At 65.3% G+C, this 22,439-nt stretch carries 17 protein-coding genes; 10 read left to right on the top strand and 7 right to left on the bottom strand.

What is annotated here, in order from left to right; all coding sequences use genetic code 11:
- Nucleotides 1-69: 69 nt before the first annotated feature.
- Nucleotides 70-507: a carboxymuconolactone decarboxylase family protein gene (locus tag AC5QPF_RS12505; protein ID WP_494963505.1), complete on the top strand. Its 438-nt coding sequence runs from the start codon at nucleotides 70-72 to the stop codon at nucleotides 505-507.
- Here the strand turns inward: AC5QPF_RS12505 and AC5QPF_RS12500 are convergent.
- Complete coding sequence (locus AC5QPF_RS12500) at nucleotides 504-1,514, bottom strand: AraC family transcriptional regulator ligand-binding domain-containing protein (RefSeq protein WP_494963504.1); 1,011 nt, start codon at nucleotides 1,512-1,514, stop codon at nucleotides 504-506. The genes AC5QPF_RS12505 and AC5QPF_RS12500 overlap by 4 nt on opposite strands.
- 174 nt (nucleotides 1,515-1,688) lie before the next feature.
- Between AC5QPF_RS12500 and AC5QPF_RS12495 the strand changes: the two genes are divergently transcribed.
- From AC5QPF_RS12495 to AC5QPF_RS12485, 3 genes are read left to right on the top strand one after another with little or no spacing between them, the layout of a single operon-like run.
- Nucleotides 1,689-2,873 (top strand): beta-ketothiolase BktB, encoded by a 1,185-nt coding sequence (locus tag AC5QPF_RS12495; protein ID WP_494963503.1) that lies wholly within the window; start codon nucleotides 1,689-1,691, stop codon nucleotides 2,871-2,873.
- A gap of 11 nt (nucleotides 2,874-2,884) precedes the next feature.
- Entirely contained in the window at nucleotides 2,885-3,736 is an 852-nt protein-coding gene (locus tag AC5QPF_RS12490) for a 3-hydroxybutyryl-CoA dehydrogenase (RefSeq protein ID WP_494963502.1), read from the top strand.
- Nucleotides 3,737-3,742: 6 nt separating this feature from the next.
- Nucleotides 3,743-4,345 carry a TetR family transcriptional regulator gene (locus AC5QPF_RS12485; RefSeq protein WP_494963501.1) on the top strand — a complete coding sequence of 201 codons (603 nt, stop codon included), beginning with the start codon at nucleotides 3,743-3,745 and terminating at the stop codon, nucleotides 4,343-4,345.
- 66 nt (nucleotides 4,346-4,411) lie between these two features.
- Here AC5QPF_RS12485 and AC5QPF_RS12480 read toward each other — a convergent pair whose 3' ends face one another.
- From AC5QPF_RS12480 to AC5QPF_RS12455, 6 genes are all read right to left on the bottom strand, one after another.
- Nucleotides 4,412-5,647 carry a phospholipase effector Tle1 domain-containing protein gene (locus tag AC5QPF_RS12480; RefSeq protein WP_494963500.1) on the bottom strand — a complete coding sequence of 412 codons (1,236 nt, stop codon included), beginning with the start codon at nucleotides 5,645-5,647 and terminating at the stop codon, nucleotides 4,412-4,414.
- Between the two features lie 93 nt (nucleotides 5,648-5,740).
- Nucleotides 5,741-6,118 carry a response regulator gene (locus tag AC5QPF_RS12475; protein WP_494963499.1) on the bottom strand — a complete coding sequence of 126 codons (378 nt, stop codon included), beginning with the start codon at nucleotides 6,116-6,118 and terminating at the stop codon, nucleotides 5,741-5,743.
- A 53-nt stretch (nucleotides 6,119-6,171) separates the two neighbouring features.
- Nucleotides 6,172-7,407 (bottom strand): ATP-binding protein, encoded by a 1,236-nt coding sequence (locus AC5QPF_RS12470; RefSeq protein WP_494963498.1) that lies wholly within the window; start codon nucleotides 7,405-7,407, stop codon nucleotides 6,172-6,174.
- Nucleotides 7,401-7,976: a chemotaxis protein CheB gene (locus AC5QPF_RS12465; protein ID WP_494963497.1), complete on the bottom strand. Its 576-nt coding sequence runs from the start codon at nucleotides 7,974-7,976 to the stop codon at nucleotides 7,401-7,403. The genes AC5QPF_RS12470 and AC5QPF_RS12465 overlap by 7 nt, the downstream gene beginning before the upstream one ends.
- The gene (locus tag AC5QPF_RS12460; RefSeq protein ID WP_494963496.1) at nucleotides 7,973-8,818 is read right to left on the bottom strand and encodes a CheR family methyltransferase; all 846 of its coding nucleotides are present in this window, start codon (nucleotides 8,816-8,818) and stop codon (nucleotides 7,973-7,975) included. Before AC5QPF_RS12460 ends, AC5QPF_RS12465 begins: the two co-directional genes overlap by 4 nt.
- On the bottom strand, nucleotides 8,791-12,291 hold the full coding sequence (locus AC5QPF_RS12455) for a response regulator (protein WP_494963495.1): 3,501 nt from the start codon (nucleotides 12,289-12,291) through the stop codon (nucleotides 8,791-8,793). Before AC5QPF_RS12455 ends, AC5QPF_RS12460 begins: the two co-directional genes overlap by 28 nt.
- A 269-nt stretch (nucleotides 12,292-12,560) precedes the next feature.
- On the opposite strand from AC5QPF_RS12455, the gene AC5QPF_RS12450 reads away from it, so the two are divergent.
- From AC5QPF_RS12450 to AC5QPF_RS12425, 6 genes are all read left to right on the top strand, one after another.
- Nucleotides 12,561-12,917 carry a response regulator gene (locus tag AC5QPF_RS12450; protein WP_494963494.1) on the top strand — a complete coding sequence of 119 codons (357 nt, stop codon included), beginning with the start codon at nucleotides 12,561-12,563 and terminating at the stop codon, nucleotides 12,915-12,917.
- A gap of 975 nt (nucleotides 12,918-13,892) precedes the next feature.
- Nucleotides 13,893-15,452: a glycogen synthase GlgA gene (glgA, locus tag AC5QPF_RS12445; RefSeq protein WP_494963493.1), complete on the top strand. Its 1,560-nt coding sequence runs from the start codon at nucleotides 13,893-13,895 to the stop codon at nucleotides 15,450-15,452.
- Between the two features lie 3 nt (nucleotides 15,453-15,455).
- Nucleotides 15,456-17,219, top strand: coding sequence for a malto-oligosyltrehalose trehalohydrolase (treZ, locus tag AC5QPF_RS12440; protein WP_494963492.1), 1,764 nt, complete (start codon nucleotides 15,456-15,458; stop codon nucleotides 17,217-17,219).
- A complete protein-coding gene (malQ, locus tag AC5QPF_RS12435) occupies nucleotides 17,216-19,282 on the top strand; it encodes a 4-alpha-glucanotransferase (RefSeq protein WP_494963491.1) in 2,067 nt (688 codons plus the stop codon). Before treZ ends, malQ begins: the two co-directional genes overlap by 4 nt.
- On the top strand, nucleotides 19,279-22,071 hold the full coding sequence (locus AC5QPF_RS12430) for a malto-oligosyltrehalose synthase (RefSeq protein WP_494963490.1): 2,793 nt from the start codon (nucleotides 19,279-19,281) through the stop codon (nucleotides 22,069-22,071). Before malQ ends, AC5QPF_RS12430 begins: the two co-directional genes overlap by 4 nt.
- Nucleotides 22,068-22,346 (top strand): DUF2934 domain-containing protein, encoded by a 279-nt coding sequence (locus tag AC5QPF_RS12425; RefSeq protein WP_494963489.1) that lies wholly within the window; start codon nucleotides 22,068-22,070, stop codon nucleotides 22,344-22,346. The genes AC5QPF_RS12430 and AC5QPF_RS12425 overlap by 4 nt, the downstream gene beginning before the upstream one ends.
- Nucleotides 22,347-22,439 lie beyond the last annotated feature (93 nt).

Raw genomic sequence — 22,439 nt, 5'->3', positions numbered from 1 at the left:
GGCTATTCGATCCAGCGATCTCCCCGCTTAAGGTGTCCTCCATTCCCCCACCACTACGGAGCACCCGCCATGACCACCCGAATCGAATGGGCCAAACACGCACCCGAAGCCTACAAAGCCATGATCGGCCTGGAACAGGCCATGGTGAAGTCCGGCCTGGAACACTCGCTGCTGGAACTGATCCGTCTGCGCGCCTCACAGATCAACGGCTGCGCCTACTGTGTCAACCTGCACGCCAACGACGCCCGCAAGGCCGGCGAGACCGAGGCGCGCCTGCAGACCCTCAGCGTCTGGGCCGACACCACCTACTTCACCCCACGAGAGAAAGCCGCCCTGGCCTGGGTCGAAAGCCTGACACGCCTGCCGGAAAAACACGCCCCCCAGCACCAGTACGAAGCCCTGATGGAACACTTCTCGGAAAGCGAAGTGGTCAACCTGACCCTGGCCATCGCCACCATCAACGCCTGGAACCGCTTCGGCGTCGGCTTCGCCATGGTCCCCGCTTAAACAGCGGTCAGCCGCTGGCGGTAGCTGCCAGGACTTTCCCCGGTCCATTTCTTGAACGCCCGGTGGAACGCACTGGGCTCCTGGAAACCAGTCTGCGCGGCGATCTCGGCGACGCTGAGGTCGCTGTCGCGCAGGCATTCGAAGGCCATGGCCCGGCGCACCTCGTCCTTGATCTGCTGGAACGAGCAGCCTTCGCGCTCCAGTTGCCGACGGAAACTGCTCGGACTCAGCCCCACCTCCCCCGCCAGCCCCAGCAAGGTCGGCCACTGGTCGTATTCACGCTGGCGCAGGTGCCGCCAGACCCGCGCCGCCAGGCCGTTCTGGTTGCGCCAGCGCACCACCAGCCCTTGCGGGGCGCTGCGCAGGAAAGTCTTCAGCGCTCCCAGGTCCTGCACCACTGGCAATTTCAGGTAGTCGGCGGAAAACTCCACCTCGGTACGCCCGCTGCCCAGTTGCAGGTTCGGCCCCCACAGCAAGGCATCGTCTTCCAGGCGCACCCGCGCATCGGTCAGTTCGGTACGGTCAATCGCAATGCGCCGCCCGCCTAGCCAGCACAGCAGGCTGATTACCAGCACCAGCAGGGTTTCTTCGGCATAGACCCGGCGCTGTGGGTCGGCGATGTCCGACTGCAGGCTGATCACCGCCCGTTGCCCGCGCAGACTGAGGCTGCCGCGCAGGTCACGGAGGAACAGGCTGAAATAGCCCAGGCACTGGCGCAGGGCTTTTTCCAGCGTGGGCTCCTGGATCAGTCCGCGACAGATCAGGGCGAAGCTGCCCAGGGGCATGCCATGGCTGTCGAGCTGGAAGAACTCGTCGTCGAGGGCTTCGATCAGGATCAGCCACAGCCGCGCGAAGGCCGTCGCTGGCACCCGCGCGCTGCTATCGTCAAGCACCACAGGATCGATACCGGCCTGACGCAATAGCGCTGTGGCCCGGGCAGGCTGATCGCGCAGGGCGTAAAGCATGATGTGGACGAAATAGACCGCGACCGAATCGTTTTCCCGCATGGCAGTTCCGCAAGGGCCGGCCTGCATTGCAAAAAATGACAGGCAGGCTGGACAGTTAAGGCATAGGCCGGCAAACCCGCGTTGCCTAGACTCGCAGACAACCTGGGCGTGACCGGGCGCCATTCTCGCAGAGCGGGAGGTGCCCCGCCACGCCTTCGCCCATTGGAGTGGATCATGAACAGCAACGATATCTATGTAGTCAGCGCCGTGCGCTCGCCCATTGGCACCTTCGGTGGTTCGCTCAAGGACCTGCCGCTTGCCGATCTCGCCACCCAGGTCACCCGCGCCGCTATCGAACGCTCTGGCGTCGCCCCGGAGCAGATCGGCCATGTGGTGATGGGCAACGTGATCCCGACCGAGGCCCGTGATGCCTACCTGGGCCGTGTCGCCGCGATGAATGCCGGCATTCCCAAGGAAACGCCGGCCTTCAACGTCAACCGCCTGTGCGGTTCCGGCCTGCAGGCCATCGTCTCGGCTGCGCAGACCCTGCAACTGGGCGACGCCGAAGCCGTGCTGGCCGCCGGCGCCGAAGCCATGAGCCGCGGCCCCTACCTGCTGACCCAGGCCCGCTGGGGCGCGCGCATGGGCGACATGAAGAGCATCGACTACATGCTGGGCATCCTGCACGACCCGTTCGAAGGCTTCCACATGGGCATCACCGCGGAAAACGTCGCGGCCAGGCACGGCATCAGCCGCGAGATGCAGGACGAAGTCGCGATCACCAGCCAGCAACGTGCTGCCCGCGCTATCGCCGAAGGCCGCTTCGACAGCCAGATCGTCGCCATCGAGGTTCCAGGTCGCAAAGGCCCGGTGCAGTTCAAGGTGGACGAGCATGTGCGTGGCGAAGTCAGCAGCGAACAGCTGGCCGGCATGAAGACTGCGTTCAAGAAGGACGGCAGCGTCACCGCCGGCAACGCCAGCGGCCTGAACGACGGCGCCGCGGCGCTGGTCCTGGCGACCGGGGCGATGGTCGAGCGCGAAGGGCTGAAGCCGCTGGCGCGCCTGGTGGCCTACGCCCATGCTGGCGTCGAGCCCGAGCTGATGGGCCTGGGCCCGGTGCCGGCGACCCAGAAGGTGCTGGCCAAGGCCGGCATCAGCGTCGCCGACCTCGATGTCATCGAATCCAACGAAGCCTTCGCCGCCCAGGCCTGCGCCGTGTCCAAGCTGCTCGGCTTCGACCCGGAGAAGGTCAACCCCAACGGCTCCGGCATTTCCCTCGGTCACCCGGTGGGCGCCACCGGCGCGATCATCGCCACCAAGGCCATCCATGAACTGCAACGCATCCAGGGTCGCTACGCCCTGGCGACCATGTGCATCGGCGGCGGCCAGGGTATCGCCGTCCTGTTCGAACGCGCTTGAGGAATAACCCAATGAGCATTGCCAATATCGCCGTGATCGGCGCCGGGACCATGGGCAACGGCATCGCCCAGGTGTGTGCGGTCGCCGGTTACCAGGTGACCCTGATCGATGTGTCCGATGCCGCGCTGGAGCGTGGCGTGGCCACCCTGCGCAAGAATCTGGAGCGCCAGGTCAGCAAGCAGACCCTGGAAGCCGCCCAGGCTGAAGCTGCGGCCGGACGCATCCGCACCAGCACCGATTACGCGCAGTTGAAAGACGCCGAACTGGTGATCGAAGCGGCCACCGAGAACCTGGAGCTGAAGAAACGCATCCTCCAGCAAGTGGCGGCCAACGTCAGCGAAACCTGCGTGATCGCTACCAACACCTCGTCGTTGTCGGTGACCCAGCTGGGCGCGGCCATCAGCCAGCCCGAGCGCTTCATCGGCGTGCACTTCTTCAACCCGGTGCCGATGATGGCCCTGGTCGAGGTGATTCGCGGCCTGCAGACCAGCGACGCGACCTACGCCGCAGCCATGGCCCTGACCGGTCAGGTCGGCAAGACCGCGATCACCGCCGGCAACCGTCCGGGCTTCGTGGTCAACCGAATCCTGGTACCGATGATCAACGAAGCGATCTTCGTGCTTCAGGAAGGCCTGGCCAGCGCCGAGGACATCGACACCGGCATGCGCCTGGGCTGCAACCAGCCGATCGGCCCGCTGGCCCTGGCCGACCTGATCGGCCTGGACACCCTGCTGGCGATCATCGAAGCCTTCCACGAGGGCTTCAACGACAGCAAGTACCGCCCGGCTCCGCTGCTCAAGGAGATGGTTGCGGCCGGTTACCTGGGCCGCAAGAGCGGCCGCGGTTTCCACGTCTACGGGTAAGCCGCCATGCCAAAGACCTGCGCCGAACGCTGCGCCGACTATGAAGACCGTCGCGACAAGGCCCTCGAACTCTTCGCGCTCAAGGGTTTCGGCCAGGTCAGCATGCGCGAGCTGGCGGCCCATGTGGGGCTGACCGCCGGCTCGCTGTACCATCATTTTCCGAGCAAGCAGCATCTGTTGTTCGACCTGATCGAAGAACTCTACGAGGAGTTACTGGCGACCGTGCAGCCGGCGGGCCGGGGCAAGGCCGCTTCGATGCGCCTGGCGGCGGTGATCCGGGCGCACTGGGAGCTGCATGCTGAGAGGCCGTTGCAGTTCCGTCTTGCCGAACGCGACCTGTGTTGCCTGAGCGAGGAGCAGCAGGCACAGATCGCCGGGATGCGTCGTGAATACGAGCGGCGGTTGCTGGACCTGATCGCCCCCGTCACGCGCCTGAACGGTGACACCCTGGAGGCCGCCGCGCAGGTGGTGGCGAGCCTGCTCAACAGCCTGCCGGGCTGGCTGCAGAACACTGCCGTGCCGGAGGTGCAGCGGCTGGCGTTGATGGAAAGCATGTTGCTGGGGGCGATCGAGCGGACCTTGCCGGCTTGTGTCAGCTCTGCGGCTTGAGGTGTGACAGTTACGGCCTCATCGCGGGCGTTGCCCGCGATGAGGCCGGCACAGGCAACACTGGTTTCAGGGATTGGGATGGACCACCCGAACGCCATCAGTCGTTGGCCGGTTGATGAACAGCGCATCGAGCAATGGGCTGTCGGACTGCAACGGCGCATTCCAGTTCGCCGAGAGATGGATGTAGCGCCGCCGCAACAGGGCCAGTTCTGCGGGTTCCAGTCCAACATCGCCGGCCACGAGCTTCGCGGCAACCCCCTGCAGTTCCTCTGGCAGAACGTCCTGCACCTCGTCGAAAGGCACGCTGGCCTTGACCGCCAGCCCATGCATCAGTCGCAGGTACACCAGCGAAAGCTCGCCACGCACCTGGCGCTGGCCACGAATGCTCACCCGCACACGCTTTTCCCGCTGGATATCGCGCTTGGGCAGGAACGGCAAAGCATTGCTTTCATGCTCCAGCCACACCTCCAGCCCCAGCGCCTGCCATTGCTCCCGCCGCCGTTCCAGGCATTCGCTGGCTTGCTGCCAGGCCTGTGTCCTTTCCAGCGCCCGGGTTGCCAGTTCGGTGCTGCTGAATGGCCGCTCCAGCACCAGCGCCTCCTGTTCCTCAGCCCTGTAGCCACCCCCGATATCACAGTGATCCCCCGGCACGGCCAGGTCGGCAACACCAGCCACCAAGGGAAAATTCAAGCGACGCTCATCCGCCGCTACCAGGTGCACGATGTGCCGTGCCATCTGCGGGCGCAATTGCAGGCGCAAACCGTCGAAGTCGGCATTGGCGGCACTGAAGTTGCCCTTGAGCGGCGCCATGATGCTGGCCACGGTATCGAACAGACCGACGAAGTTGACCCGCAGCGGATGGCCGTCGCAGGCTGCCTGCAGCGCAGTGAGATCATTGAGCAGATGCCGCACCGCCGCGGCACCGCGGCTGAAGCCGAACAGGTCGAGTTCGATGGGCGCACCCACGGCTTGCGGATGCTCGGCGAGAAACCCGCGCAGCATTTCACTCACCTGCGCCGGCACCTGAGCCACCCGCGCTGCCACACCGCAGGTGCCGCGCCCGGTAGCCTGGGTCAGCAGGGCATCGGCCTCACCCCGGGCCGTGCCGATGCCTTCGATGTACAACGCCAGGCTGGCACCCGGCACCTGCCGGTACAGCGCGAACAGCCGCGCCACGTTGCTCTTGCCCATGGCATAGCTGCCGCTGGCACCGGGCTGCCCGGCGCCTTGCTCGCTGTTGTACAGGTTGAGGCCAGTGCCATCGAAGAACAGGCCGAATTGGAGGATGGGTTTCTGAGGCATGACGGTTCCTTGTTTGGGGAGAACAAGGAACCGATGGGATCACCCGGCAAAAACGCCGGATATGGGAGGAGTAACGCCGATCTGTATGAAATTTCAGCGCAATAGTGCTTGAATCTGCTCGCGCAGGCTGTCGAGGTCGAACGGCTTGGCCAGGATCGGCGCGCGGAAGGCGATAGGGCTACCGGATTCGCGGATTTCCGCCGGGTAGCCGCTGATGAAGATCACCTTCAGGTCCGGTCGCAACTTCACCGCCGGCTCGGCGATATCGACTCCGGAAATGCCCCCGGGCAGACGGAAGTCGGTGACCATCAGGTCCAGATGCGGCTTGCTGGCGAGGATCTCGAACGCTTGCGCGCCGTCTTCAGCGAGCAGCACGCGATAACCCTCGCCCGACAGGTAATCATTGAGGACCATACGGATGACCGGCTCGTCTTCGACGACCAGTACCACATCTTGTGCATCTACGCTCATGCCAACGCCTTGATTCGAATTCGTTCGGGGGTAATGACCATACGACCCCGGGCTTACACAGAGGTTGCCTGCGGGCGACCACTTTCATCGCTTTCATGCATTTCGCATACCAGCGGCAGGTGCACGCGGAATGTGGCACCCTCGCCTTCGGCGCTGGCCACGCTGATGCGCCCGCCATGGGCAAGGACGATCTGCTCGGAGATATACAGGCCCAAGCCCAGTCCGGCGACGCTGTGGTTCGAAGTCACCCGCTCGAACTGCTGGAAAATACGCTGCTGATTCTCCGGGCTGATACCGATGCCCTGGTCGCGCACTTCGACGCAGGCCATGCCGTTATCTTCCCGCACCCGCACCTGCACCGGTTGCTTGCGCCCGTAGCGCAGGGCGTTGCTGAGCAGGTTGGCGATCACCTGCTCGATACGGAACTCATCCCAGAAGCCCGCTACCCCGGCCTGGCACTCCAGGTCGATGACCGAACCGGCCGCCGCAGCCTGGGCGGCGAAGTTCTCCACCAGGCGCCCTGCCAGTTGCGCCAGATCGAAGCGCGACGGACTGATGGACAGCTTGCCGGTGCGGATGCGCGAGACATCCAGCATGTCCTCGATCAGGCGGATCAGGCTGTTGATCTGGCGTTCGTCGCGCTCGACCATCGCCCGCATCTTGTCCAGGGTGAAGGCGTCGGCATTGTCCTTGGCCAGGTGCAGCTTGCGCAGCTGGGTTTCCAGGATCAGGCCGTTGAGCGGCGTGCGCACCTCATGGGAGACAATGGACATGAAGTCGTCGCGCATGCGCACCGCACGCTCCAGATCGGCGCGAGCCGCCTGCAACTGCTCCAGCAACTGCTGCTGTTCCTGCTGGCTGCGCTCCAGCGCGTGCAACTGCCGGTCGAGGGCCTTGCGCTGGCGATACAGTTCGACGAACACGGTGACCTTGCTCTTCACCGCGAGGGTATCGAGGGGCTTGTGCAGGAAGTCCACCGCACCGCTTTCGTAGCCCTTGAAGGCATAGTTCATCTCCCGCGCTGCAGCGCTGACGAAGACGATGGGGATGTGCTTGGTCTTCTCCGTGCCACGCATCAGTTCGGCCAGCTCGAAGCCGTTCATGCCGGGCATCTGCACGTCGAGGATGGCCAGGGCGAATTCGTGCTCCAGCAGCAGCGACAGGGCCTGGTCGGCGGAGCTCGCCTGGTACACCGCTCGGTCGTCGCCCTTGATCAGCGCTTCGAGCGCCAACAGGTTCTCCGGGAGATCGTCGACGATCAGCAGCTTGGCTTGGATGTGGCTCAACATTCGTGTGATTCCAGCTTGGCGAGCAAATGCCCGATGCCATTCAAAGGGAGTACATGGTCGGGACGGTGCAGGGCCAGTGCCGCAGCGGGCATGGCCGAGACCTGGGCCTGGGCCGGGTCCTGGACGATGCTCAGACCACCCAGCTGGCTGATTCGTGCCAGGCCGGCGGCGCCATCTTCGTTGGCCCCGGTCAGCAGCACCCCGGCCAGGGCCGGGCCATAGGCGTCGGCGGCGGACTCGAAGAGGATATCGATCGAAGGCCGGGAAAAGTGCACCCGCTCCTCCTGGCTCAGGGACAGGCTGTGGTCACGCTCCACCGACAGGTGATAGCCGGGCCCGGCGACATAGATCATGCCAGGCTCGATGCTTTCCTTGTCCCGCGCCTCGCGAACAGGGCGACGCAGCCGGCGGGCAAAGACCTCGGCCAACTGGCTGTCGTGGTCGTCCGGCAGGTGCAGCACGCAGATCAGCGGGATGGAGAAATCCCGGGGCAGGCAGCTCATCACAGAAAGCAGTGCGTTGACGCCTCCGGCAGAGGCGCCCATGACGATCGCGTCGATGCGCTTCATAGCTTGCGGTAGATCCGTTCCGGCTTGACCAGCGCTTCGAAACGGTGGGCGTAGGCGGAAAAGTCCAGGGTTTCCTTGCTGCCCAGCACGAGGAAGCCGCGATGGCACAGCGACTCGTGAAACAGCCCGAAGGAGCGGTCCTGCAGGTCCTTGTTGAAGTAGATCAGCACGTTGCGGCACGACACCAGTTGCACCTCGGAGAATACGCTGTCGGTGGCCAGGCTGTGGTCGGCGAAGGTCACGTTGTCGCGCAGGCTGCCGTCGAGGATGGCGTTGCCGTAGGCGCAGGTGTAGTAGTCGCTGAAATCACGGGTGCCGCCGGCGGCGATGTAGTTGCGCTCGTAGTCGCGCATCGCCTGCATCGAATAGATGCCCTGCTTGGCCTTTTCCAGCGAGTTGGGGTTGATGTCGGTGGCATAGAGGATGGTGCGCTCCAGCAGGCCTTCCTCGCGCAGCAGGATGGCCATGGAGTACACCTCCTCGCCCGTGCTGCAGCCGGCGATCCAGATCTTGATCGACGGCCAGGTCTTCAGGTGCGGCACCACCTCGCGGCGCACTGCGAGAAAATGGCTGGGGTCGCGAAACATCTCGCTGACCGGGATGGTCAGGTACTGCAGCAACTGGCTGAACATACCCGGGTCGTGCAGCACCCGCTCCTGCAGGGCGGTGATGGTCGCGCACTCGAACTGGCGCACGGCATGCAGGATCCGGCGCTTGATCGAAGCGCCGGAGTAGTCGCGAAAATCGTAGCTGTACTTGAGGTAGATGGCCTCGATCAGCAATCGGATCTCGATGTCGGTATTACGCTCGCTAGTCAAATTCGCTCCAGTTGTGGCAGCCATACGCGGATCAGGGAGAACAGCCGATCGAGGTCGATCGGCTTGGCCAGGTAGTCATTGGCCCCGGCCTGCAGGCAACGCTCCTGGTCGTCCTTCATCGCCTTGGCGGTGACGGCGATGATCGGCAGCTTGCGCCAGCGCGGATCCTTGCGGATCAGGCGGGTCGCCTCGAAGCCATCCATCTCCGGCATCATCACATCCATCAGCACCAGGTCGATATCACCGCCCTCCTCCAGGCGCTCGATGGACTCGCGGCCATTGCGCGCGATCTCCACCAGGGCGCCCTTGTGTTCCAGAGCGCTGGTCAGCGCGAAGATGTTGCGCACATCGTCGTCCACCAGCAGGATCTTGCGCCCCTCGAAGACCTTGTCGCGGCTGCGCGCGGTCCTGAGCATGCGCTGTCTTTCATGGGACAGCGTCGATTCGACTTTGTGCAGGAACAGCGTCACTTCGTCCAGCAGGCGCTCGGGCGAGCGGGCGCCCTTGATGATGATCGAGCGCGAATACTTGAGCAGCTCGGCCTCTTCGTCGCGGCTCAGGTTGCGCCCGGTGTAGACGATCACCGGCGGGAAGGACTGGATCTGGTCAACGGTCATGCGCTTGAGCAGCTCGTTGCCGGGCATGTCCGGCAACTTGAAGTCGATCACCATGCAGTCGTAGACATGCGTCTTGAGCAACGCCAGAGCCTCCTGCGCGGTGGCCACGGCGGTAATCTGCACGTCATCGTCGCCGATCAGCCGGGCAATGCTCTCGCGCTGCAGGTCGTCGTCTTCCACCAGGAGAATGTGCTTGAGCTTCTGCGTCAGCTTCTCTTCGAGGCGAGCGAACACCGATTTCAGCTCATCGCGGCTGGTGGGCTTGACCACATAGCCCACCGCGCCCATGTGCAGCGCGGTCTCGATGCGGTCCTCGACCGAGATCACATGTACCGGGATATGCCGGGTGGTGGTCTGCTCCTTGAGGCGTTGCAGCACGGTCAGGCCAGAGTGATCGGGCAGGCGCATGTCCAGCAGGATGGCGTCGGGCACGAAGCGCTCGGCCAGCTCGAAACCGTCATCGGCGGCATGCGCCACCAGGCAGTTGTAGCCCAGCTCGTGCGCCAGATCGAAGAGGATGCGGGCAAAGTTCGGCTCGTCCTCGATCACCAGGATGCAGCGGTTGCTGAACGGCGCCTTTTGCCGGTCGTCGTCGAAGGCCGGACGCCTTGTTGGCAGGGGCACCGGCGCGTCCTCGATCGGTGCCGGACGCGGGGCGATGCGTGGCAGCGGCTGCGGCCGGTTCAGCGGTGCCTGGGGTGGCTGGTCGACGATTGGCTCGTAGGCCTCCGGCAAGGTCAGACTGAACACACTGCCTTGGCCTGGCGTGCTCTGCACCTGGATCTGCCCGCCGAGCAGACGCGCCAGGTCGCGGGAGATCGACAGGCCCAGGCCGGTGCCGCCATAGCGGCGGTTGGTGGTGCCATCGGCCTGGTGGAAGGCCTCGAAGATGGTCTGTTGCTGGTCGGCGGCAATGCCGATGCCGCTGTCCTGCACATGGAAGATCATACCGACGCCGGGCTGGTGGTCCACGGTCAGGCTGACCTGGCCCTGCTCGGTGAACTTCACCGCGTTGGACAGCAGGTTCTTGAGGATCTGCTCGAGGCGTTGGCGGTCGGTGTACAGCGTCGCCGGTGCGTGCGGCTCGACGATCACGTCGAAACTCAGGCCCTTGTGCTCCGCCAGGGGTTCGAACATTGCCCGCAGGCCGTCCGCCAGGCGCGAGACCTGGGTGGTTTCGGCGCGCACGTCGAGCTTGCCGGCCTCGACCTTGGCGATGTCGAGGATGTCGTTGATCAGGTTGAGCAGGTCGTTGCCCGCCGAATAGATCGACTCGGCGAACTTCACCTGCTCGTCGCTGAGGTTTTCCTGAGGGTTTTCCGCCAGCAGCTTGGCCAGGATCAGCGAGCTGTTCAGCGGGGTACGCAGCTCGTGGGACATGTTGGCGAGGAATTCCGACTTGTACTTGCTGGAACGCTGCAGCTCCTCGGCGCGCTCCTGCAACTGCATCTGGGCGTCGTTCAGTTCAGTGTTCTTCACGTCCAGGGCATCGCGCTGCGAGGCCAGGGCCTCGGTGCGTTCGGCCAGTTGTTCGTTGGTCTGTTCCAGTTCTGCGCGCTGGGTTTCCAGATGTGCCTGGGACTCCTTGAGCACCCGCGACTGCTCTTCCAGTTCCTCGTTGGCGGTCTTGAGCTCTTCCTGCTGTACCTGCAGCTCTTCGTTGAGCTGCTGGGTCTGGGCCAGCACTTCCTGCAGGCGCTGGCGGTAGCGCGCGCTCTCGATGGAGGTGCCGAGGTTGCCGGCGACCCGCTCCAACAACTCGCTGTCACGCGGGCTCAGCGGGCGCAGGAAGCCCAGTTCGATGATCCCGTTGACCTGCCCGTCGTTGGTCGCCGGCATCAGCATCACGCTGCGCGGCAGGCCCTCACCGAGGCCAGAGCTGACCTTGAAATAGTCCTCCGGCACGTCATCGAGGGTCAGCAGGCGATTCTGCACAAGGGCCTGACCCACCAAGCCCTCGTTGGGCCTCAGCACCTGGTCGCGGGCTTCCTGCTCGCGGGAGAAACCGTAGCTGGCGACCCGGTGCAGGTTGTCCTGCTCGTCGCGCACGTAAAGCGCGGCGACCACGCTGCCCAGGTAGTTGGAGAAGAACTGCAGGATGTTGTGGCCCAGGGTCGGCAGGGTCTGCTGGCCCAGCACGCGCTCGGCCAACTGGCTTTGCCCTATGCGGATCCAGGCCTGCTGCTGCAACCCTTCGCTGGCCTGCTGCTGGGCGTCGATATTGGCCTGGTAGCTGCGCGACAGGTTGAGCAGGTCACGCCGGCCGACGAACGCCAGCAACGCACTGATGACGACGACGAACAGCAAGTACAGGGAAATCGACATCCAGGTGGTGGTGCTCACCGTTTGGTTGCGTTTTTCCCGCAGTTGCTGCTCCAGATAGACGAAGTCCTCATATTCCTTGCGGATCTGGTCAGTAATGCGCTTGCCGCGGCCCGCCTCGATATCCGAGCGGTAGTCGCCGCCGCTGCGACGCAGGTCGATCATTTCCTTGGCGAAATCGTTCCAGTCGGCCTGCAGGGCTTCGAGACGTTGCAGGCGGTCGAGCTGGACCGGGTTGTCGGCCACCAGCTCGCGCAAGGTCTGCATCTGCGCGTTGATGCGGGGTCGGGCCAGCTCATAGGGGTCGAGGAAATGTGCCTCGCCGGTGAGCAGGTAGCCGCGCATGCCGGTTTCCTTGTCGATGGAAAGCTTGAGCGACTCGTTGGCATTGTTGATCACCCGGTCGGTATGCCCGACCCACTGGATCACCGAAAGCAGGTACGCGATCACCGCGATGAACACCACGGCGCTCAGCAGCCCCACTCCCAGGGGCAGGCTGACGTTGCGTACCAGCAGCTTCTGGAAACGCTGCTGATCGACTGAACTTGACTGATTCATCTGTTGGTCCGTGCGGCAGAGTGGCAGTTGTTTTTCTGGGTTCGTGGTTCCGAAATGGCGCTTTGGAGGCCAGATGGAACGGCGCTGTGCTCACAGTCTATCCGTCTTCGCGGCTTCCGACAGGGCACAAAGCCAGTATTTGAGGCATGACGCGCGCATTCGTTCCGTGCATTATCGCGGCCCGCTATGCTGCACGCAGGGATGCCGGGGAACTTCCGGCGCCGTGCTGTTTACAGAGCTAGTACCAATCATTACCGCAGGAGTCACCCATGCCCGCCACTTCCCCGCTTCTGGTCGTCGAGGACGACAACATCGTGCGCATGCTGATGGTCGACGTCCTCGAAGAACTGGGATACGAGGTCAGGGAGGCCGAGGACGCCGAGCAGGCGCTGCAATTGCTGGGCGATCCAGGTGAACATTTCGCCCTGATGCTGACCGATGTCGGCCTGCCGGGCATCGACGGCAAGGAGCTGGCCCGGCAGACCCGGGAGATGCGGCCGATGCTGCCCATCCTGTTTGCCAGTGGCTATGGGCAGAGCATTGACGTGCCCGAGGGCATGCACATGATCAGCAAGCCGTTCAGCATCGATCAGTTGCGCGAGAAGATGCGCACGATTCTGGGATAACTGTTTGTGCTGGTGCTGGTGCTGGTGCTGGTGCTGGTGCTGGTGCTGGTGCTGGTGCTGGTGCTGGTGCTGGATATCGTGTGTTGATCCATTTGCGATGGCGACGCTGAGTCACCTTTTCGCCCTTACGGCGACCCACTTTTGAAAAGCGCAAAAGTGGGCAAAACGCTTTCGCTCCTGCATCCGGCCCTTCGCTTCGCTACGGGTTCCCTCCCTCCGCACTGATTCCGGGGGCCGCGCCATCCATGGCCCTCCACCCCCTACATCAGCGCTCCACTCGGCCTCCTGATGTCGCAGGTAGATCAAGATCAAAAGCACAATTCGCTGCGCTCTTGCCCGGCGATGGTGTTTTCCAGAATGGTGGTGGCTGCGCTGGTTTTTGCTCTTGCTTTGCTTTTGATCTGGCTCTTGATCTGCCCGCGACATCAGGAGTCAGTGCGGAAGGAAGGAACCCGGAGCGAAGCGTAGGGCCGGATGCAGGAGCATGAGCGTTTTGCCCACTTTTGCGCTTTTCAAAAGTGGGTCGCCGGGGGGCGAAAAGGTGACTCAGCGTCGCCATCACTAATGGATCAACACACGATCACCAGCACCAGCACCACCCGCCTTTGATCCTAAAGCCACAACAGATACCGCGTTGTCTTCAGATTGAAATGTGACCAACGGGTCACCCTTTTATTCCCTCCTCTCCTACACTCAGGAATCCTGCCTGGTTCCGCCCGGAAGCACTCGGCGAAAAACTTTGAACCTTCCGTGATCCCGGCCAGTCAGGAATTCAAGTAGGTCATCGTTTCCGGCATTCCCGGACGCGGCCCGCCCATCCCTACACTTCGTCACCTCGTCAACGGCAGGAGCGCCGTCTGGCGCAGCGCTTGCACGGGTGCCAGGGACGCAATACCGCACAAACAGAAGAGAGCACACCGCACAGGCATCGCATTCGGGCGTATCGCCCAAAGAACAAGGGACGGAGAGAAGTAAATGATCAGTGCCGCTGTCGAACCGCATTTCGAACATTTCAACCCAGACACCAGCGCCCCCGTGGGCAGCGATATCGTCAGCACCGGCCGCGGCTTCGTCGGCGATAACAGGCAGAACCGGCACAAACGCAAAGTCCTGTTCGTCACCTCGGAAATCGCCGACCTGGTCAAGACCGGCGGCCTGGGCGACGTCTCCGCCGCCCTGCCCCGGGCCCTGCGCCACTTGCACGACGTGCGCGTGCTGATCCCCGGCTACCCGCAGGTGATGGACAGCGACAACCCCATCCACGTGGTCGGCGAACTCGGTGGCCACGCTGCCCTGCCACCCTGCCAGATCGGGCGCATGGACCTTCCCGACGGCCTGGTCATCTACGTCTTGATCTGCCCCGAGCTGTACCAGCGCGAAGGCACTCCCTACGGCGCCAACAACGGCCGCGACTGGCCGGACAACCATATCCGCTTCGCCCGCCTGGGCCTGGCCGCTGCGGAAATCGCCGCCGGCGAAGGCATGGTGCACTGGACCCCGGACCTGATCCACGCCCACGACTGGCCAGCCGGCCTGGCCCCGGCCTACATGCACTGGCGCGGCCTGAGCACGCCGACCCTGTTCACCATCCACAACCTCGCCTACCAGGGCGTGGTCAGCCGTGCCTGCTGCCCGGAACTGGCGATCCCCGACCATGCACTGCAGCAGGAAGGCATGGAGTTCTACGGCAAGCTGTCGTTCCTCAAGGCCGGCCTGGCCTACTCCAGCCACATCACCACGGTCAGCGCCACCTACGCCCGCGAGATCACCACCCCGGCGTTCGGCTGCGGCCTGGACGGTTTCCTCGATAGCAAGGCCCAGCAGGGCCTGCTCAGCGGCATCCCCAACGGCATCGACGAAAGCTGGAACTGCGCCACCGACGAGCACCTGCAACACCGTTTCGGTCTCAACGACTGGGACGGCAAGGCCGCCAACGCCGACGAGGTACGCGCCCTGTTCGGCCTGGAGCCGTCCACCGGCCCCCTGTTTGCCGTGGTCTCGCGCCTGGTCTACCAGAAGGGCCTGGACCTGACCCTGGGTGTGGCCGACTACATCGTCCAGCAAGGCGGGCAGATCTGCGTGATCGGCCGCGGCGAGCCGGAGGAAGAACAGGCCATGCGCGACCTGGCCCTGCGTCATCCGGGCCGCATCGGCGTGCGCATCGGCTTCAACGAGACCGACGCCCGGCGCATGTTCGCCGGCAGCGATTTCCTGCTCATGCCGTCGCGCTACGAGCCTTGCGGTCTCAGCCAGATGTACGCGCAGCGCTTCGGTTCGCTGCCGGTGGCGCGCAACACCGGCGGCCTGGCCGACACCATCGAGAACGGCGTCACCGGCTTCCTCTTCGACGAATCCACCGTCGATAGCTACCGCGAGGCGCTGCAACGGGCCTTCTATGTCTACGGCAAGAAGGACCTGCTCAACGCCATGCGCTGCCTGGCCATGACCCAACCCTTCAACTGGTGCCAGGCGGTCGAACCCTACGCCCGGCTGTACGAGGAACTGGTCGAACGCGCCATGTGCCAGCGGGGGTGAGCCATGGCGGCACTGCCCCTGCGTTTCAGCCACGGGGCGCTGGTGGAAGACGGCCAGCGCACCCGCTTTTCGCTGTGGGCACCGGATGCCCGCAGCGTCGAACTCGAACTGGACGGCGCGACCTTCGCCATGGGCCCCGAGGCCGATGGCTGGTTTCGCCTGAATCGCCGCTGCCCCCTCGGTGCCCTGTACCGCTATCGCATCGATGGCGAGCTGTCGGTGCCCGACCCGGCCTCGCGCTTCCAGCCCCAAGGCGTGCATGGCCCGAGCCAGGTAGTCGCGCCGCAGCGTTATCACTGGCGTAATCCGCACTGGCGCGGCCGGCCCTGGCGCGAAGCGGTGATCCAGGAGCTGCATGTCGGCCTGCTCGGCGGCTATGCCGGGGTCATGCGCGAACTGCCGCGCCTGGCCGAGCTGGGCATCACCGCCATCGAGCTGATGCCGATCAACCAGTTTCCCGGGGAGCGCAACTGGGGTTATGACGGCGTGCTGCCATTTGCCCCGCAGCACAGCTACGGCAGCCCGGACGAGTTGATGGCGCTGATCGACCAGGCCCACGGCCTGGGCCTGATGGTCATGCTGGACGTGGTCTACAACCACTTCGGCCCGGACGGCAACTACCTGCACCGCTATGCCGACCGGTTCTTCCGTGAAGACCGGCAGACGCCGTGGGGCGCAGCCATCGACTTCCGTCGCGACGAGGTACGGGACTTCTTTATCGAGAATGCCCTGATGTGGCTCAGCGACTACCGCTTCGATGGCCTGCGCCTCGACGCGGTGCATGCCATCGACGACCCGGACTTCCTCCGTGCACTGTCCAGTGCCGTGCGCCAGCACATCGGCGACCACCGCCATTGCTGGCTGGTGCTGGAGAACGAAGCGAACCAGGCCTCGCTGCTGGAACAAGCCTTTGACGGCCAGTGGAACGACGACGGCCACAACACCCTGCACGTCATGCTCACCGGCGAAAAGGAAGGCTATTACGCCGACTTCCAGCACCCCACGGCGCGTCTGGCCCGCTGCCTGGGCGAGGGCTTCGTCTACCAGGGCGAAACCAGCCACCACGGTACGCCTCGCGGTGAATCCAGCGCGCATCTACCGCCCAGTGCCTTCGTGCTGTTCCTGCAGAACCACGACCAGACCGGCAACCGCGCCCTGGGCGAGCGCCTCTCGGCCCTGTGCCCGCCCCAGGCCCTGCGTGCGGCAACCACGCTGTTGCTGCTGTCGCCGATGATCCCGCTGCTGTTCATGGGCGACGAATGGGCCAGCGAACAGCCCTTCCTGTTCTTCACCGACCACCACGACGAGCTGGCCGACGCGGTGCGCGAAGGCCGACGCGCCGAGTTCAAGGGCTTCGCGGCCTTTGCCGATCCGCAGCAGCGCGAGCGGATTCCCGATCCCAATGCATTGCAGACCTTTCTCGACTCGCGCCCCCGGCGCAACGCCCATAGTGGCAACTGGGAGGACTTCCATCGCCACCTGCTGACCCTGCGCCGCCAGCACATCGTTCCGCACCTGGACGGCACTCGCGCCCTGGGTGCCGAGGTCATCGGCGACAAGGCCGTCAGCGCGCGCTGGCGCCTGGGCGATGGCCGCGAGTTGCGCATCGACCTCAACCTCGGCCCGGCCCCGGTGCAATCGCACCTGCCGGACGCCCATCAATCGCTGTTCAACTGCACCGATGCAGTGCAACAACCCGGCACGCTGCACCCGTACAGCGCCCGGGTCAGCCTGAACCCCACCCGCGCAGCGGAGCCTGCCCCATGAGTGACCTGCACCTGCATTACCTGGCCCGACGCGCCGGCGTCGCGGTGGACTGGATCGATGCCAACGGCCGCGCGCAGCAAGTCAGTGACGAGAACCTGAGGCGCATCCTCGGCGCCCTGGGTCATCCTGCCGACGACCTGGACAGCATCGAGCGCAGCCTGGAGCAACTGGAAGAGGCCGAGGACGAGCAGCACCTGCCACCCCTGCTGACCGTGGATATCGATGCCGGCCTCGACCTGTCGCGCTGGTTCGACGGCGGCAGCCTGTGCCACGCCCGCCTCGAAGACGGCAGCGAACAGGCCCTGCGCCTGGACCGCTCCGGCGTGCTGCCGGCCGGCCTGCCCATCGGCTACCACCAATTGAGCATCAACGCGCAGAGCTTCAGCATCGCGGTCGCCCCGCTGCGCTGCTACACCCTGGCCGACGCAGAACAACAGGCCACCCCACGCAGCTGGGGCATCGCCGCCCAGCTCTACAGCCTGCGCCGCCCCGGCGACGGCGGCTTCGGCGACTGCCTGGCCCTGGAAGCCCTGGCCCGCAGCGCCGCCGAACGCGGTGCCGACGCCCTGGCGATCAGCCCGATGCACGCCATGTTTGCCAACAACAGCCACACCTTCAGCCCTTATTCGCCGTCCAGCCGGCTGTTCTTCAATGCGTTGTACGCCAGTCCGGAAATCCTCCTCGGCGAGCGCGCGGTGCGGGTGGCCCGGGAAGCGCTGGATCTACCCGTCGACGAGCTCGAACAATTGCCTCTGATCGACTGGCCGCAGGCAGCCGCCGCCAAGCAGAAGCTGCTGCGCGCCCTGTACCGGGATTTCAGCCGTGGCGAACACCCGCAGCGGGAGGACTTCACCAGCTTCCGCAAGGCCGGCGGTCAGGCCCTGGAAGACCACTGCCGCTACGAAGCCCTGCTCGACGCTGCCGCCAGCCGCGGCAGCAGCGCCGACTGGCGGCGCTGGTATGACGGCTGGCGCGACCCGCGCAGCCCCGAAGTTGCCCAGTTCGCCGACAACTACCCCGCCGCCATCGAGTACTACGCCTTCTGTCAGTGGCTGATGACCCGCGGCCTGGAACGCGTGCAACAAGCCGCGCGCAGCCAGGGCATGGCGGTGGGCCTGATCGCCGACCTGGCGGTGGGTGCCGACGGCGCCGGCAGCCAGGCCTGGAGCCGCCAGGACGAACTGCTGGCTGAGGTGCATGTTGGCGCACCGCCAGACATCCTCAACCGCGCCGGGCAGAACTGGGGCATCAGCGCCTTCTCGCCCCAAGGCCTGAAGCGCAACGGCTTCCGTGCCTTCATCGAGATGCTGCGGGCCAACCTGGCCCATGCCGGGGGCCTGCGCATCGACCATGTCATGGGCCTGTACCGGTTGTGGCTGATCCCCGCCGGGGCCACCGCGCCGGACGGCGCCTACCTGCATTACCCGCTGGACGACTTGCTGCGCCTGCTGGCCCTGGAGTCGGTGCGCCACCGCGCGATCATCCTCGGCGAAGACCTCGGCACCGTGCCCGAGGGCCTGCGCGACAAGCTGGCGGCGCGGGGCATCCTCGGCATGCGTGTGCTGCTGTTCGAGCAGGACCCGCCGGGGCGCTTCAAGCCGATCCTCGACTGGCCGGACAGCGCCCTGGCCACTACCAGCACCCACGACCTTTCACCCCTCGCCGGCTGGCTAGTGGCGCGGGACATCGAATGGAACCAGCGCCTGAAGCTGATCGACGCCATTACCGAACGGGACTGGCGCGAGACTCGCCAGGCCGAAATCAAGGGACTTCGCCAATTGCTGGAAAGCAACTACCACCACGACCTGCCGGACAACGACGCAGTGATGGACGCCAGCGTGCGCCTGCTCGGCCACACCCGCGCGCCGCTGGTGCTGCTGCCACTGGAAGACCTGCTGGGAGTGGACGAACAGCCCAATCTGCCCGGCACCATCGACGGCCATCCCAATTGGCGGCGGCGCTTCGCCGCGCCGGCCCGCGAACTGCTCGACGATGTCGATGCCGCGCGGCGCCTGGAACTGCTGGCGCAAGCCCGTGAACAGGCCTGGGAGCGCGACCGATGAAGCCCATGACCGCCACCCTGCGCCTGCAATTCCACGCCGGCTTCACCCTCGACGACGCAGTGCCGCTAGTGCCCTACTTCGCCCGTCTCGGTATCAGCCATGTGTATGCCTCGCCGCTGCTGGAAGCGCGCACAGGCTCGATGCACGGCTACGACGTGGTCGACCCGACCCGGGTCAACCCGGAGCTGGGCGGCGAGGCGGCACTTGAGCGCCTGGTCGCCGCCCTGCGCCAGCACGGCATGGGCCTGCTGCTGGATATCGTCTCCAACCATATGGCGGTGGGCGGCGAGCACAACCACTGGTGGCAGGACCTGCTGGCCTGGGGCCGCAACAGCCGCTACGCCGAGTTCTTCGATATCCAGTGGCACTCCCCCGACCCGTTGCTGCGGGGCCAACTGCTGCTGCCGTTCCTCGGCGACGACTACGGCAAGGTGCTGCAGGCCGGCGAGGTCCCGCTGCGCTTCGATCCCGATAATGGTCGCTTCGTAGTCCATCACTATGAGCATCGCTTCCCGGTCAGCCCGCCCGACTACGCGCTGATCCTTGCTGGCAGCCAGCTTGCCGACCTGCGCGAACTGGCCGGGCGCTTCGCCGCCGCCAGCACGGCCGACGAAGCCGAGCCGCTGCACAACCTGCTCGCCAGCTTTGCCCGGCATGCTCAGCACGCGGTGGATGTGGAGCGGCTGCTGGAAGGCTTCAACTCGCGCCATCCCGAGGGCTTCGAGCGCCTGCACACCCTGCTCGAACGCCAGCACTACCGCCTGGCCAGCTGGCGCACCGCGGCGGACGACATCAACTGGCGGCGCTTTTTCGACGTCAACGAACTGGGCGGCCTGCGGGTGGAGAAACCGGTGGTGTTCGAGGCCACCCACGGCAAGGTCTTCGAGCTGATTGGCCGCGGCCTGGTGGACGGCCTGCGCATCGACCATATCGACGGCCTTGCCGACCCGCGCGGCTACTGCCGCAAGCTGCGCAGACGCACCACTGCCCTGCTTGCCCGACGGCCGCTGGACGCAGCGTTTGAGCACCTGCCGATCTATGTCGAGAAGATCCTCGGCGCTGGCGAACGCCTGCACCGTGACTGGCAGGTGGACGGCACCACCGGCTACGAGTTCATGAACCAGGTTTCGCTGCTGCAGCATGATCCCGCCGGCGAGGCGGAGCTGACTGCGCTGTGGCATGACCTGAGCGAGCGCCCGGCCTTCGCCGACGAGGTACGCCAGGCCCGCCAGCTGGTGCTGCAAGGCACCCTGGCCGGGGATTTCGAGTCGGTGGCCCAGGCCCTGCTGCAGGTGGCGCGCAATGACCTGATGAGCCGCGACCTGACGCTGGGCGCCATCCGCCGCGCCTTGCAGGCGCTGGTCGAGCACTACCCGGTGTACCGCACCTATATCAATGCCTGCGGCCGGCCGGAACAGGACGAAGCCTTCTTCCAGCAAGCCCTGGAACAGGCGCGGATCAGTCTGGGCGACGCCGATGCCGGGGTTCTCGACTACCTGCAACGCTGGCTCGGCGGTGAATCCTGGCGACGCCTGCCACCGGGTCGCCCGCGCAAACAGTTGCGCCACGCCTGTGTGCGCTTCCAGCAACTGACCTCGCCCACCGCCGCCAAGGCTGTGGAGGACACCGCCTTCTATCGCTCGGCGGTGCTGCTCTCACGCAACGATGTCGGTTTCGATGCCGAGCGTTTCAGCGCCCCGCCGCAGGCCTTCCACGACAGTTGCCAACAGCGCCTGCGCGATTTCCCGGACAACCTGCTGGCCACCGCCACCCACGACCACAAGCGGGGCGAGGACATGCGAGCCCGCCTGGCGGTCATCAGCGAGCGCCCCGACTGGTACGCCAATCGCGTCGAGCACTGGCGCGAGCTGGCCGAGCCGCTGCGCCAGACACTCACCGACGGGCCAGCACCCTCGGCCGGCGACGAACTGATGCTCTACCAGACCTTGCTCGGCAGCTGGCCGCTGGACCTGTCCGCCGACGATCACCTGGCCCTGCGCAGCTATGCCGAGCGCTTGCGCCAGTGGCAGGTCAAGGCGCTGCGCGAAGCCAAGCTGCGCAGCAGCTGGAGCGCGGCCAACGAAACCTATGAGCAGGCCTGCGCGTCATTCCTCGACACCATCCTGCTCGACAGTCAGTGCCAACAACTGCGCCACTCCATCGCCGAGGCCGCCAAGGCCCTGGCCTGTCCCGGTGCGCTGAACAGCCTGGCCCAAACCCTGCTACGCATGACCGCTCCGGGCGTGCCGGACCTGTACCAGGGCGCCGAGTTCTGGGACTTCAGCCTGGTCGACCCGGACAACCGCCGCCCGGTGGACTTCGCGGCCCGGCGCCAGGCCCTGGACGACAGCCAGTCCGCCGCCGCCCTGCTCGCCGACTGGCGCGACGGCCGGGTCAAGCAGGCGCTGATCGCCCAGGTGCTGGAACGCCGCCAGCGCTTCCCCGAGCTGTTCCTGCGCGGCGACTACCTGCCGCTGCAGATCGAAGGCCAACACGCCGACCGGGTCCTGGCCTTCGCCCGTATCAACGATGGCCAACGCGCCGTGGTCATCCTTCCCCGCCTTGCCTGCCCCCTGCTCGGCAACACGGCGCAACCGCTGATCCCGGCACAGAACTGGGGCGATACGCGGGTGCTGCTGCCGTTCGCCGTTTCGCCCGGAAACTGCACGGGACTTTTCGACCGGCGCGCAGTCACAAAAAACAGAGAGTTGTGGCTGAACACCGCGCTGGATCAGTTTCCGGTGAATCTCTTCATCGATCACAACGAGTCATCAGGAGCGTACCCATGAGTGTCGAGGAAAAACGCATTCGCGAATTCGCATATCAGATCTGGGAATCGGAAGGCAAACCGGAAGGCCAGGAAGACCGCCACTGGGACATGGCGCGCAAGCTCGCCGAAGCCGAGGCCCTGGCACCCAAGGCCAGCACCCCGCGCAAGCCGCGCGCGGCCTCGGCCAAGCCAAAGGCCGAGCCGGCGCCAGCCTTGGGTAGCAAGACGCCAGCGGCCAAGCCGGCGGCGGCAGCGAAAAAACCCCGCGCGCCGAAGAAACCCGCCGCGCTCTGACGCCCCCGGCGCTCCCGATCGTTCTACCCGCCGTGGCGGCCTTCGGGCTGCCGCGCCGGGCAACTGTTCCCGAAATCCCGTGTTTTCCAGGTG

The sequence above is a fragment of the Pseudomonas sp. Con_6 genome, from assembly GCF_059379395.1.
Note: the sequence above shows the minus strand (reverse complement) of the source record. Positions and strands in the feature narration are given on the sequence as shown.